This window comes from Knoellia remsis (genome assembly GCF_003002895.1).
Taxonomy (GTDB): Bacteria; Actinomycetota; Actinomycetes; order Actinomycetales; family Dermatophilaceae; genus Knoellia; species Knoellia remsis.
In genome coordinates this window covers 39,228-52,309 of record NZ_PVTI01000016.1, presented here as the reverse complement: position 1 = coordinate 52,309, position 13,082 = coordinate 39,228, and the positions used below count along the sequence as shown (strand labels likewise).

General features: G+C 71.0%; 10 protein-coding genes. 4 read left to right on the top strand and 6 right to left on the bottom strand.

Annotated elements, in window-relative coordinates; genetic code table 11:
- Positions 1-108 precede the first annotated feature (108 nt).
- From hutU to BCF74_RS10545, 6 genes are all read right to left on the bottom strand, one after another.
- On the bottom strand, positions 109-1,776 hold the full coding sequence (hutU, locus tag BCF74_RS10570; protein ID WP_106297925.1) for a urocanate hydratase: 1,668 nt from the start codon (positions 1,774-1,776) through the stop codon (positions 109-111).
- 91 nt (positions 1,777-1,867) lie between these two features.
- Complete coding sequence (hutH, locus tag BCF74_RS10565; protein ID WP_106297924.1) at positions 1,868-3,442, bottom strand: histidine ammonia-lyase; 1,575 nt, start codon at positions 3,440-3,442, stop codon at positions 1,868-1,870.
- Positions 3,443-3,538: 96 nt separating this feature from the next.
- Positions 3,539-3,931, bottom strand: coding sequence for a universal stress protein (locus tag BCF74_RS10560; RefSeq protein WP_106297923.1), 393 nt, complete (start codon positions 3,929-3,931; stop codon positions 3,539-3,541).
- 13 nt (positions 3,932-3,944) lie between these two features.
- On the bottom strand, positions 3,945-5,564 hold the full coding sequence (locus BCF74_RS10555; protein ID WP_106297922.1) for a tripartite tricarboxylate transporter permease: 1,620 nt from the start codon (positions 5,562-5,564) through the stop codon (positions 3,945-3,947).
- Positions 5,564-6,079, bottom strand: a complete 516-nt coding sequence (locus BCF74_RS10550; RefSeq protein WP_106297921.1) for a tripartite tricarboxylate transporter TctB family protein — start codon at positions 6,077-6,079, stop codon at positions 5,564-5,566. The genes BCF74_RS10555 and BCF74_RS10550 overlap by 1 nt, the downstream gene beginning before the upstream one ends.
- A gap of 5 nt (positions 6,080-6,084) precedes the next feature.
- The gene (locus BCF74_RS10545; protein ID WP_425432818.1) at positions 6,085-7,107 is read right to left on the bottom strand and encodes a Bug family tripartite tricarboxylate transporter substrate binding protein; all 1,023 of its coding nucleotides are present in this window, start codon (positions 7,105-7,107) and stop codon (positions 6,085-6,087) included.
- A gap of 113 nt (positions 7,108-7,220) precedes the next feature.
- Here BCF74_RS10545 and BCF74_RS10540 point away from each other — a divergent pair, with 113 nt between their 5' ends.
- The 4 genes from BCF74_RS10540 (at position 7,221) to BCF74_RS10525 (ending at position 13,064) form a co-directional block, all read left to right on the top strand.
- Positions 7,221-8,933 carry a sensor histidine kinase gene (locus BCF74_RS10540; protein WP_106297919.1) on the top strand — a complete coding sequence of 571 codons (1,713 nt, stop codon included), beginning with the start codon at positions 7,221-7,223 and terminating at the stop codon, positions 8,931-8,933.
- A complete protein-coding gene (locus tag BCF74_RS10535; RefSeq protein ID WP_106297918.1) occupies positions 8,930-9,610 on the top strand; it encodes a response regulator in 681 nt (226 codons plus the stop codon). Before BCF74_RS10540 ends, BCF74_RS10535 begins: the two co-directional genes overlap by 4 nt.
- 119 nt (positions 9,611-9,729) lie before the next feature.
- Positions 9,730-10,434 carry a TetR/AcrR family transcriptional regulator gene (locus tag BCF74_RS10530; protein WP_106297917.1) on the top strand — a complete coding sequence of 235 codons (705 nt, stop codon included), beginning with the start codon at positions 9,730-9,732 and terminating at the stop codon, positions 10,432-10,434.
- Between the two features lie 2 nt (positions 10,435-10,436).
- Positions 10,437-13,064 (top strand): MMPL family transporter, encoded by a 2,628-nt coding sequence (locus BCF74_RS10525; protein ID WP_106297916.1) that lies wholly within the window; start codon positions 10,437-10,439, stop codon positions 13,062-13,064.
- Positions 13,065-13,082 lie beyond the last annotated feature (18 nt).

Below are 13,082 nucleotides of genomic sequence, written 5' to 3'. Positions count from 1 at the left end.
CAACCAATCCAGTACCCCACCGTGACCTGACCGTCTGACTCCGACTTATTGCGCAGAAATCGCATGCGGGCATGCGATTTCTGCGCAATAAGTCGGGGGTGACGCGGGTCAGGCGTCGGTGCCCTCGCGCATGGGGATGCGGACGCCCTGGGCCTCGGCGGTCTGCTCGGCGATGTCGTAGCCAGCGTCGACGTGCCGGATGACGCCCATCGCCGGGTCGTTCGTCAGGACCCGCGCGAGCTTCTCCGCCGCGAGCGGCGTCCCGTCGGCCAGCGACACCTGTCCGGCATGCAGTGAACGGCCCATGCCGACGCCGCCGCCGTGGTGGATCGACACCCATGACGCACCCGACGAGGTGTTGACGAGCGCGTTGAGCAGCGGCCAGTCGGCGATGGCGTCGGAGCCGTCGGCCATGGCCTCGGTCTCGCGGTAGGGCGAGGCCACCGAGCCGGTGTCGAGGTGGTCACGGCCGATGACGATGGGTGCGCTGACGTCACCGCGACGGACGAGCTCGTTGAACGCCAGACCGGCCTTGTCGCGCTCCCCCTGCCCGAGCCAGCAGATGCGAGCAGGCAGGCCCTGGAAGGCAATTCGCTCCTGCGCCCCGCGAATCCACGTGTGCAGCCGCTCGTTGTCGGGGAAGAGGTCGAGCACGGCGCGGTCGGTGGCGGCGATGTCCTTGGGGTCGCCCGAGAGGGCCGCCCACCGGAACGGGCCCTTGCCCTCGCAGAACAGCGGCCGGATGTAGGCCGGCACGAACCCCGGGAACTCGAACGCGCGGTCATACCCGCCCTGCCGGGCCTCGTCGCGGATCGAGTTGCCGTAGTCGAAGACCTCGGCTCCGGCGTCCTGGAACTCGACCATGGCCTGGACGTGCTTGGCCATCGACGCGCGCGCCCGGTCGGTGAACTCCTCGGGCTTCTTGTCGGCGTACTCGTGCCACTCCTCGACCGAAATGCCTTCTGGCAGATAGGAGAGCGGGTCGTGCGCCGACGTCTGGTCGGTGACGATGTCGATCGGCACCCCGCGCCGCAGCAGCTCCGGGAAGACCTCGGCCGCGTTGCCGACGACACCGACCGACCAGCCGCGCCGCTCCTCCTTGGCACGCACCGCCTTCTCGACCGCGTCGTCGAGGTTGTCTGCCACCTCGTCGAGGTAGCGGTGCTCGACCCGGCGCTCGAGCCGGCTGCGGTCGACGTCGACGATGAGGCACGCGCCGCCGTTGAGGGTCACCGCAAGCGGCTGCGCGCCGCCCATGCCGCCACACCCGCCGGTCAACGTCAGCGTCCCGGCGAGGATGCCGCCGAACCGCTTCTCCGCGATGGCCGCGAACGTCTCGTACGTCCCCTGCACGATGCCCTGCGTGCCGATGTAGATCCACGACCCCGCGGTCATCTGCCCGTACATCGTCAGCCCGAGCTGCTCCAGCCGGCGGAACTCCGGCCAGTTCGCCCAGTCCGGCACGAGGTTGGAGTTCGCGATGAGGACGCGCGGCGCCCACTCATGCGTCTGCATGACGCCGACGGGGCGCCCGGACTGCACGAGCATCGTCTCGTCCTGCTTGAGCGTCGAGAGCGTACGGACCATCGCGTCGAAGCTGCGCCAGTCACGCGCGGCCCGGCCGGTGCCGCCATAGACGACGAGGTCGTCGGGGCGCTCGGCGACCTCGGGGTCGAGGTTGTTCATGAGCATCCGCAGCGGCGCTTCGGCACCCCAGTGGGTGGCGTGGCTCAGGGTGGTGCCGCGCGGTGCGCGGACGGGGCGGGCGCCTTCCATGACGTTCTCCTTCAAGGCTTTTCGGGTATGCCGTGTGGTGTCGGTATGCCGTGTGGTCCCGGGCGGGGGGCGGCCGGACCGGCCGGATGGTTCAGTGCAGCGGGCCGGTGACGGACTCGGCGGCGTCGACGACGGTGCCGTCGACGACGACCTCGTAGGCCGCCTCGAGGTCGGGGGCGAGGAACCGGTCGGGTCCCGGCGCGACCTCACCCGAGGCACCGAGCGCCTCGATGACCGCGACGGCCGCCGGACCGGGCTGCAGCGGCGCGCGCAGCTGGATGCCGCGCGCCGCGGTGACGAGCTCGATGGCGACGACGCGCGCGAGGGCGTCGACCGAGCGGCGCAGCTTGCGGGCGGCGGACCAGCCCATCGAGACGTGGTCTTCCTGCATCGCGCTGCTCGGGATGGAGTCGACACTGGCCGGGGAGGCGAGGCGCTTCATCTCCGAAACCATGGCTGCCTGGGTGTACTGCGCGATCATCAGGCCGGAGTCGACGCCCGGGTCGTCGGCAAGGAACGGCGGCAGGCCGTTGCTGCGGGCCCGGTCGAGGAACCGGTCGCTGCGCCGCTCGCTCATCGACGCGAGGTCGGCGGCGACGATCGCGAGGAAGTCGAGGACGTAGGCGACCGGTGCGCCGTGGAAGTTGCCGTTGGACTCGACCCGGCCGTCGAGGGTGACGACGGGGTTGTCGATGGCCGACGCGAGTTCCCACTCCGCGACCCGGGCCGCGTGGTCGATGGTGTCGCGGACGCCGCCGGCGACCTGAGGTGCGCACCTCAGCGAGTAGGCGTCCTGGACGCGCGTGCACGCCGCCGGGTCGCGGTGTGACTCGCGAATCGGGCTGTCGGACAGCACCTTCCGCATGTTCTCGGCCGACCGCGCCTGACCGGGCTGGGGCCGCAGCGCGTGCAGGTCGGCCGCGAAGACGTCGTCGGTGCCGAGCAGCCCTTCGACGCTCATGGCCGCGGCGACGTCCGCGGTGGTGACGAGGGTGCGCAGGTCGGCGATCGCGAGGCAGAGCATGCCGAGCATGCCGTCGGTGCCGTTGATGAGGGCGAGCCCCTCCTTCTCGTGCAGCTCGACCGGCTCGATGCCGGCGGCGGCCAGTGCCTCGCCAGCCTCGAGCACCTCACCGTCGGAGTCGCGCACGAGCCCTTCACCCATGAGCGCGAGCGCACAGTGCGACAGCGGGGCGAGATCGCCGGAGCAGCCCAGCGAGCCGTACTCGTGCACGACCGGGGTGATGCCGGCGTTGAGCATCGCGACGTAGGCCTCGAGCGTCTCGGCGCGCACCCCGGTGCGGCCGGTCGCGAGGGTGGCGATGCGCAGCAGCATGAGTGCGCGCACGACCTCGCGCTCGACCTCGGGCCCGGCGCCGGCGGCGTGGGAGCGGATGAGCGAGCGCTGCAGCTGGGCCCGCAGCTCGACCGGGATGTGCCGGGTCGCGAGCGCGCCGAACCCGGTCGAGACGCCGTAGTGCGGGATCGCGTCGGTCGCGAGTCCTTCGATCGTCGCTCGGGTCGAGCGGACGGCGGAGAGTGCGGTCGGGCTGAGCTCGACGGCCGCGCCGTGACGGGCGACGCGCACGACGTCGTCGATGCGGAGGTGTTCGCCGCCGACGACGACGGGTCGCACCGGGGTCTGCGGTGGTGCCTGGTCGGTCATGACTCAAGCACAGCGCAGGTATGCCGTCCGCGGGAGTCGCGCGGACGGCATACCGTCTCGGATGCGAGACGTTCCCGGCAGGGGTGGGGAGGTGGGTCAGGTGGGTTTGACGGCGAGGACGGGGCAGCGCGCGTCGAGGAGGATCCGTTGCGCGACCGAGCCCATGATGAGCTTGCCGACGGGTGTGCGGTGCCGCAGGCCGATGACGACGACCGACGCGTCCACCTCGGCGGCGATGGCGAGCAACGCCTCGGCCGCATCGTTGCCCTCCTCGACCCGCCGGACCTCGGCCGAGAGGCCGAGCTCCGCCAGGTCGCGGGTCAGTCTGGACAGCTGTTCGTCGTCGGCGCGACGGGCATCGGCGAGGACGTCGTCGCGCGACATGTTGACGACGAGCACCGGCTCACCACGGCGGCGCGCCTCCTCGACGCCGGCAGTCACGGCCGCCTCGCCGAACGGGTTCGGGACGTAGCCCACGAGGACCGTCATGCGTTCTCTCCCATCAGAATCCGCCAGTTGAGTCGGGCGGGTTGCCGCCACGGCCGAAGTGGGTGGTCGCACTGACGAGCGGGTCGCGGGCGTCATCGTCAGAGCCATCCGGGCCGGCACCACCACGACCGGCGTCGCCGTCGTCACCACCGCGGGCACGACGGATGACCGAGGCGATGAGCGGCCACAGCAGGACGACCACGACGATGGCGTAGCAGATCCACGTGAAGGGGCTGCTGAGCAGACCCGACCACTCCCCGCCGCTGACCTGGAGCGAACGGCGCAGGTGCAGTTCGGCGAGCGGGCCGAGGATGACACCGATGATCATCGGCAGCACCGGCAGGCCGAACCGCCTCATGGCGAAGCCGATGATGCCCAGCAACAGCAGCAGGTAGAGGTCGAACGGCTGGCCGTTGGCGGCATACGCACCCATCGACGCGAAGAAGAGGATGCCGGCATACAGGTACGGCCGCGGGATCCGCAGCAGCTTCGCCCAGGTCGGCGCGAGCGGCAGGTTGAGGACGAGCAGCAGGGTGTTGCCGATGAAGAGGCTGGCGATGAGCGCCCACACCATCGCGGGTTCGCGCGACAGCAGCGTCGGCCCGGGCTGGATGCCCCAGCCCTCGATGGCGGCGAGCATGATCGCGGCCGTCGCGTTCGTCGGGAGGCCGAGCGCGAGCATCGGCACGAGGGTGCCGGCGGCCGACGCGTTGTTCGCGGCCTCGGGTCCGGCGACGCCCTCGATCGCGCCCTTGCCGAACTCCTCCGGGTGCTTCGAGAGCTTGCGCTCGGCGGTGTAGGAGAGCACCGTCGGGATCTCGGCGCCGCCGGCAGGGATCGCCCCGAAGGGGAAGCCGAAGGCGGTGCCGCGCAGCCACGGCTTCCACGACCGCTTCCAGTCCTGCCGGCTCATCCACGGCTGGCCGACGGGGATGACCTCGGCGGCCTTGCGACGCAGGTGGGCGGCGACCCAGAGCGCCTCGCCGAGCGCGAAGATGCCGACCGCGACGACGACGACGTCGATGCCGTCGTTGAGCTCCGGGATGTTGAAGGTCATGCGCTGCTGGCCGGTGGTCTTGTCGAGGCCGACGAGGCCGAAGGTCAGACCGATGAGCAGGGCCGCGACGCCCCGGATCCGGGAGGACCCCAAGACCGCGGTCACGCCGACGAAGGCGACCGCGATGATCGCGAGGTACTCCGGAGAACCGAGCCGGACGGCATACTCGACGACCTGCGGCATGAGGAAGACGAGCAGCACGGTGCCGATCGAGCCGGCGACGAACGAGCCGATGGCCGCGGTCGCGAGCGCCTGGGCCGCTCGGCCGGCCTTGGCCATCTTGTTGCCCTCAAGGGCGGTGATGACCGACGCCGACTCACCCGGGGTGTTGAGCAGGATCGACGTCGTCGACCCGCCGTACATGCCGCCGTAGAAGATGCCGGCGAAGAGGATGAGGCCCTGCGTCGGCTCGAGCCCGTAGGTGATGGGCAGGAGCAGCGCGACCGTCATGGCCGGACCGATGCCGGGCAGGACGCCGACCGCGGTGCCGATGATGACACCGAGGAGCGCGAGCAGCAGGTTGAGCGGCGTGAGGACGTCGCCGAACCCGCCGATGAGTGCGTTGAGGTTGTCCATCAGAGGATCCCCTGGAGGATGCCCGCGGGCAGGTTGACCCCGAGCCCGATGGCGAACCCGTAGAAGGTGACGAGGGCGAGCGCGACGCCGATGACGAGGCCGCGGATGTGGTGACGGTTCCCGAGCGCGAAAGCGCTGCCCCAGAACAGGATCGAGCCGCTGATGACCCAGCCGAGCCGGTCGATCGTCACCGCGTTGAGGAGGAAGAAGAACGCGAGCAGCCCGAGCGTGCGCCAGTCGGCGCGGGAGTCGAGGTCGACGTCCTCACCTTCCTCCTCCTCGCCGCGACCGCCACGGAGGACGTCGAGGAGGTAGAGCCCCGACACGAGGAGCAGGGCCACGCCGAGGAAGAGGGGGACGGCGCGTGGCCCCAGGGGGTCGTTGCTCGACGTCGCCTGCCCGATCCGGCTGGCGTCGACGAGGATCAGGACGCCGAGGCCGGCCAGGGCCGCGCACAGTCCGAGCTGTGCGCGGTCCCTGACCCGCTGCGGCGACCGGGTGGTCGCGTCGCTCATGAGCCTCAGGCCAGCCCGAGCTGGGTGAGGATGTCGGCGACCGCCTGGTCCTGCTCCTTGAGGAAGGCACCGAACTCGTCACCGGCCTGGAAGGCATCGGTCCAGCCGCGCTTGGCCAGCTCGTCCTTCCACGCCTGCGACTCGTTCATCTTGGTGAGCGCGTCGATCCAGACCTGCTTGTCCTCGTCGGAGATGCCGGGAGGGGCGACGATGCCGCGCCAGTTCGTGAAGACGAGGTCGATGTTCTGCGACTTCAGGGTCGGGACCTCCTTGAGGGCGTCGATCGGCTCCTCGCTCGTGACGGCGAGGACGCGAACCTCACCGGCCTCGACCTGGTCGAGGAACTCGCCGAAGCCGCTGGCACCGAAGGCGATCTTGTTGCCGAGGAGGGCCGGCAGCAGCTCTCCACCGCCGTCGTAGGTCACGTAGTTGACCTGCTTGGGGTCGATGCCGACCGTCTTGGCCAGCTGCATCGGGAGCAGGTGGTCGGGGCCGCCGGGCGAGGAGCCGCCACCGACGGCGAACTTCTTCGGGTCGGCCTTCCACGCCGTGACGAGGGCGTTGATGTCCTTGTAGGGCGAGTCCTTGGGCACGACGATCGCGCCCGCCTCCTCGATGAGCTTGGCGATGGGGGTGGTCTCGCTGAGCTTGGCCTTGGACTTCTGGGTGTATGCCGCACCCGAGACTCCCAGCCCCATCTGCATCGCGAGCTTGCCGTTGCCCTTCTCGTTGACGACCCGCTGGAGGCCGACGGTGCCGCCGGCGCCGGCGAGGTTGAAGACCTGGATCTGGCTGGTGATCTTCTCGTCCTCGAGGACCTTGGCTGCCGTGCGGGCGGTCGTGTCGTAGCCGCTGCCGGGGGCGTTGGGCACCATGAGCTGCAGGCCGGTGGCCGGCTTGGCGGAGGCGCTGCTGTCGCCGCCCGAGCCCGAGCCGGAGCCCTGGTCCGAGGTGGCGCCGCAGGCGCTGAGGGCGAGTGCGGCGGCGGCGAGGGCGGCGCCGAACAGGCGGGTCGGACGTGATCGCATCATTGAGACCTTTCGAGCGAGAGGGGACACTGTCCCGCGAGTGGTTCGAGACGATGGTTGCCCGCTCCCCTCGCCCTGTCCCCCTTCTGGCCGCAGTGAAGGTTGAGTTCTTTATGGTCACCAGAGCGCGCCGCGCGACCCTCGCGGGTCAGCTGCTCGTGCTGCAGGTGGCCATCATCCTCGTCGTGCTCGTCCTCGTCGGGGCGCTGTCGGTGGCCCAGTCGGCGGCGACGTTCAGCCGGGTCGAGGGGCGCCGGGTCGACGCGCTGGCCGAGCAGCTGGCCGGCAACCCGCTCGTGCGCGCGAACCTCGACGTGCCCGAGGAGCGCACCGCCCTCGCGACCCTCGCCCAGTCCGTGAGCGTGCAGTCCAACGTGTCGTCGGTGACCTTCGCGGACGCGGACGAGCAGATCCGCGTCTCCACCGACCCGTCCCTGGAGCGGACGCGAATCCCGTTGCCGCGACAGGCCGTCGCCGACGGCGCCAGCTGGTCAGGGACCCTCTCGTTCAGCGGGTCGCAGCACCTCGTCAGCCAGGTCCCCGTCCTGAGCAGCGACGCCGAGCGCGGCGACGTCGGCCGGCACCTCGGCACGGTGATGATCAGCGAGGAGATGCCCTCGGTCCTTGAGCGGTTGCGCGGCGCCTCGTCGTTCCTCCTCACCTACCTCGGCGCCGCCCTCGCCATCGGCCTGCTCGGGTCGTGGCTGCTCTCCCGGCGGATCAAGCGCCAGACCCTCGGGCTGGAGCCAGCGGAGATCGCCGGGCTCGCCGAGCATCGCGAGGCCCTGCTGCACGGCATTGCCGAGGGCGTCGTCGCCCTCGACCCGCAGGGCCGGGTCACCCTCGTCAACGACGTCGCGCGCGACCTGCTCGACCTGCCCGAGCACGCGGTCGGTATGACGCTCGCGGACCTGCGCGTCCGCGGCCGCCTCCTCGAGGTGCTCGCCGGGTCGGGTGACGACGGCTCGCGTGACGAGGTCGTCGTGCGCCGCGGGCGGGTGCTCGTCATGAACCGGATGCGCATCGAGCGCGACGGCCGCCTCCTCGGCACCGTGACGACCCTGCGGGACCGGACCGCACTGGCCGACCTCGAACGCGAGCTCGGCACCTTCCGCTCGACGACCCAGCTGCTCCGGGCGCAGGGACACGAGTTCGCCAACCAGCTGCACACGATCAGCGGCCTCATCGAGATCGGTGAGTTCGACGAGGTTGTCCGCTACGTCGACGCCGTGAGCGAACGGCGCACGTCGCTGGACCTCAGCGTCAACAGCCGCGTCGAGGACCCCGCCGTCGCGGCGCTGCTCATGGCCAAGGCGAGCCTCGCGGCCGAGCGTCGCGTCGACCTGCGGATCAGCGACACGACGACGCTGCGACGGCTGCGTCCCGAGGACTCCGCGGACGTGGCCACCGTCCTCGGCAACCTCGTCGACAACGCGATCGACGCGGCCGCCGGTGGCACGGTCGGTGAGTGGCCGGAAGGTGCCGTGGCCGACGGAACCGCCGGCGGACGGCATACGGACGGCGGACGGCATACGGACGGCGACCCGTGGGTCGAGGTGACGCTCACCCAGGACCGGTCGAGCGTCGAGGTCACGGTCGCCGACTCCGGACCCGGCGTCCCCGACGCGATCGTCGCGACGGTCTTCGACCGCGGCTTCTCGACGAAGCCGACGCACGACGGCGAACGCGGCATCGGGCTCGCCCTCACCCGGTTGCTCTGCGAGCAGCACGGCGGCGAGGTCACGGTGACGTCGAGCCCGCGCGGGGCGGTCTTCACTGCGCGTCTCGGCGTGAGCGCCCTTGCGGCAGAGGAGGTTCCGACGTGATCCGGGTGCTCATCGTCGACGACGACTTCATGGTGGCACGGGTGCACCGGGCGTTCGTCGAGCAGGTCGAGGGCTTCGAGGTCGTGGGCGTCGCCCACTCCGGCGCGGACGCTCTCGCGCTGGCCGACGAACTCGACCCCGACCTGACCCTGCTCGACCTCTACCTCCCGGACGCGTTCGGGCTCGACCTCGTCACCGAGCTGCGCCGACGCGGCTCCCGCTCCGACATCATCGTCATCTCCGCCGCCAAGGAGGCCGACGCGGTGCGCGGCGCAGTGCGACAGGGCGTCACCGACTACCTCCTCAAGCCGTTCTCGCGCGAGGACCTGCGCGACCGGCTCGAAGGGTATGCCGCACACCGGACCCTGCTCGAGTCATCCAGCCCCGAGGACCAGGCCACCGTGGACCGGCTGTTCGCCCGCGCCGGCGGGCGCCGTCCGGGCACCGGCGAGGGCGCGATGCCGAAGGGGCTCAGCCCGGAGACGGCGCGGCTCGTCGAGGCGGCGCTGCGGGAGGCGGACGGCGACCTGTCCGCGACCGAGGCGGCCGAGGCGGTCGGGGTGTCGCGGGTGAGTGCGCGGCGCTATCTCGAGTACTTCACGAAGACCGGAACCGCGGAGGTGTCGCTGCGCTACGGCAGCACCGGCCGCCCCGAGCGCCGCTACCGCCTCACCTGACCCCCCACTGATTGCCGGTTCCGTTCACCTGACCCGCCGGGATTCGGCCATCAGTGGGGAATCTCTGCACGGAGGGGCAAGTTTGCACAACTGTGCAAAGTAGTTCTACAGTTGTAGACATGAGCGAGACAGCGCCCCCCGCCGAGGCCCCGAGCGACGGCCTGCGCGCCCGCAACCGCGAGCGCACGACGAAGCTGCTGGAGCAGGCGGCGTGGGACCTCGTCGCGGAGCAGGGGTTCGAGTCGGTGACCGCCGATGCCGTCGCAGACCGGGCCGGGGTGTCGCGGCGCACGTTCTACAACTACTTCCCGCGCGTCGAGCTCGTCCTCCAGGAGCGGATGCGCGAGACCATCGCCGGCCTCGTCGACCGATTCCTCGAGCGCCCCGCCGACGAGAGCCTGCAGGAGTCCCTGCTCGCCGTGCTCACCGAGCCGTTCGACGCCGCGGTCCTCGAGAAGGCCGTCGTCGTCTTCGGACAGTCGAACACCTCACCGGCCGCGCGCCAGTTCGTCATGGAGGCGCAGTCCTGCGAGGCGGAGCAGGTCATCCGCGCCCTCGAGGACCGGCTCGGCCCCGACGCCGACCCGCTCGCCGCCCAGGTCGTCGCGCAGACCGTCCTCACGGTCGGCCACGTCGCCACGATGGCGTGGGTCGAGCAGTCGGGGGGCGTCGTCGACGACCGCACCCGCCAGCTCCACCTCGACCTGCTTCGGCAGGCCTTCATGCACCTCGCCACGGCGTTCATCGCGCCCGGCGACACCGACCCGGGCAGCGTCGCCCAGGACGTCACCCCCTCGCACGCTGACACCACCCGGGAGTCCTGACCATGGCCACGTTCCTCTACCGGCTCGGCCGGTTCACCGCCAAGCACGCTTGGCTCACCCTCGTCACCTGGCTCGTCGTCCTCGTCGGTCTCGGGGGCGCGATGGCCGCCTTCTCCTCACCGCCCAGCTCGGCGATCAGCATCCCGGGCGCCCAGTTCCAGAAGGTCATCGACGACCTCGGCGAGGAGATCCCCGCCTCCGCCGGCGGCATCGGCACGATCACCATCGAGAACGAGAACGGCCCCATCACCCCCGCCCAGCGCGCCGCCATCGAGCGCACCCTCGCCGACTGGGAGAAGGCGCCGCGGGTCACCTCGGTGATGAACCCCTTCGAGACGCAGGCCGAGCTCGACGACTCACGGGGCAAGCTCGCCGACGGGCGCAAGCAGCTCGAGGAGCAGAGCTACAAGCTGCAGCAAGGCCATTGGCTCTACGACCAGGGCCAGAAGGACCTCGCCGCCGCCCGCAAGGAGCTCGCCGCCCTCGAGAAGGCCGGCGACGGTGACAGCCAGCGCGCCCGCGAGCTGCGCGTCGAGATCCCCGCCCGCGAGAAGGGCAACGCCGAGATCAAGGCCCAGCTCGACGACGGCGACGCGAAGATCGCCGACGCGCGCAAGCAGGTCAGCCAGGGTCAGAGCCTCCTCGGGATGAGCGAGGGCCTGCGGTTCGTCAGCGAGGACGGCAGCACCGTCATGCTGCAGATCCAGTACGACGACGCGATCGCCCAGCTCTCCCCCGAGGTGCGCGCCGAGGTGCCCGCGATCGGCACCCAGCTCGAGGACTCCGGCCTGCGCGTCGACTACAACGCCGACATCCTCCAGACCCGCAGCATCGTCGGCATCGGCGAGGTCATCGGCCTCGGCATCGCCGCCGTGGTCCTGCTCGTCATGCTCGGCAGCCTCATCGCCGCGGGCCTGCCGCTCCTCGTCGCGCTCGTCGGCGTCGGCGCCGGCCTCCTCGCGGCCATGACCGCCACGGCGTTCTTCGACATGAACTCGATGACGCCGGCCCTCGCGCTCATGCTCGGCCTCGCGGTCGGCATCGACTACGCACTGTTCATCGTGAACCGGCACCGCCAGCAGCTGCTCGACGGGATGGAGCTGCACCACTCGATCGGGCTCGCCACCGGCACGGCCGGCAACGCGGTCGTCGTCGCCGGTACGACGGTCATCATCGCTCTGTCCGCGCTCACCGTCTCGGGCCTGCCGATCCTCGCGCAGATGGGTCTCGTCGCCGCAGGGACCGTCGCCATGACGGTTCTCGTCGCGCTCACCGTGGCGCCGGCCGTCCTGCGCCTCATGGGCCGGCGGGTCATCTCGAAGCGCACCTGGCGCAAGCACGAGGCCGCGCAGGCCACCGCGACCACTGACGACGACCCCACCCCGACCGGCTCGCGCCGTGGCTCGGGACGCTGGGCCGTCCTCGTGACGAACCACCCGTGGCGCGCCATCGCCGCGACCGTCGTCGCCATCGCGCTGCTCGCGATCCCCGCCTTCTCGCTCCGCCTCGGCCTGCCCGACGGCAGCAGCGAGCCGAAGGACTCGAGCGCGTTCCATTCATACGTCACGATCGAGAAGGACTTCGGCCCCGGCGCCAACGGTCCCATCGTCGCCGTCGCCTCCTTCGACGAGCCGCTCACCGCGGCCGAGGTCCCGCAGAAGCAGGCCGAGGTCGGCCGCGACCTCTACAACCTCGTCGGCGTCGAGCGCGTCGTCCCGTTCGGGGTGAGCGAGGACCGCGACACCCTTGCCTTCCAGGTCGTTCCGAGCGAGGGTCCGACGAGCGAGTCGACGGTCGAGCTCGTCTCGACGATGAACGCCCTCGCCGACCGGATGCCCGAGGGCGTCGAGCTCGGCATCACCGGCCAAACCGTTGCGAACATCGAGATCTCGCAGCGCCTCGCCGACGCCCTGCCGCTCTATGTCGCGCTCGTCGTCGGACTCTCCCTGCTCCTGCTCATGGCGGTGTTCCGCTCGGTCCTCGTGCCGCTCGTCGCGACCGCCGGTTTCCTGCTCTCGGTCGCCGCGGGCTTCGGATCGGTCGTCGCGGTCTACCAATGGGGCTTCCTCGGCGACCTGCTCCAGGTGAGTCGTCCCGGGCCGATCATGCCGTTCATGCCGACGCTGCTCATCGGCGTCCTCTTCGGGCTGGCGATGGACTACCAGATGTTCCTCGTCTCCGGCATGCACGAGGCGCGCGCCCACGGCCAGTCCAGCCGCGACGCGATCCGCACCGGCTTCCGGCAGGGCTACCGGGTCGTCGTCGCCGCGGCGCTCATCATGATCGCGGTCTTCGCGGGCTTCGTCTTCGCCCACCTGTCGATGATCCGGCCGATGGGTCTCGGCCTCGCGGTCGGTGTCGCCGTCGACGCGTTCCTCGTCCGGATGACGTTGACGCCGGCCGTGCTGCACCTGCTCGGCGACCGCGCGTGGTGGATCCCGCGCTGGCTCGACCGCATCCTGCCGGACCTCGACGTCGAGGGCACGAAGCTGCGTGCCCGCCTGGAGCGCGACGAGACGTCGCCGCGCGAGGAGGACACGGCATACGACACCGACGACGAGACTGAGCCCGACGATGGTGAGCCGGCGACGACCCCGGACGACGACCGCGAGCTCTCCCCCGCCCACTGACCGCGCGTCCCGACGCGT

Excerpts from the sequence above, each read along its gene's own strand:
- hutU (WP_106297925.1), bottom strand. The coding sequence starts at position 1,776 with ATGGAAGGCGCCCGCCCCGTCCGCGCACCGCGCGGCACCACCCTGAGC.
- hutH (WP_106297924.1), bottom strand. The coding sequence starts at position 3,442 with ATGACCGACCAGGCACCACCGCAGACCCCGGTGCGACCCGTCGTCGTC.
- BCF74_RS10560 (WP_106297923.1), bottom strand. The coding sequence starts at position 3,931 with ATGACGGTCCTCGTGGGCTACGTCCCGAACCCGTTCGGCGAGGCGGCC.
- BCF74_RS10555 (WP_106297922.1), bottom strand. The coding sequence starts at position 5,564 with ATGGACAACCTCAACGCACTCATCGGCGGGTTCGGCGACGTCCTCACG.
- BCF74_RS10550 (WP_106297921.1), bottom strand. The coding sequence starts at position 6,079 with ATGAGCGACGCGACCACCCGGTCGCCGCAGCGGGTCAGGGACCGCGCA.
- BCF74_RS10545 (WP_425432818.1), bottom strand. The coding sequence starts at position 7,107 with ATGCGATCACGTCCGACCCGCCTGTTCGGCGCCGCCCTCGCCGCCGCC.
- BCF74_RS10540 (WP_106297919.1), top strand. The coding sequence starts at position 7,221 with ATGGTCACCAGAGCGCGCCGCGCGACCCTCGCGGGTCAGCTGCTCGTG.
- BCF74_RS10530 (WP_106297917.1), top strand. The coding sequence starts at position 9,730 with ATGAGCGAGACAGCGCCCCCCGCCGAGGCCCCGAGCGACGGCCTGCGC.
- BCF74_RS10525 (WP_106297916.1), top strand. The coding sequence starts at position 10,437 with ATGGCCACGTTCCTCTACCGGCTCGGCCGGTTCACCGCCAAGCACGCT.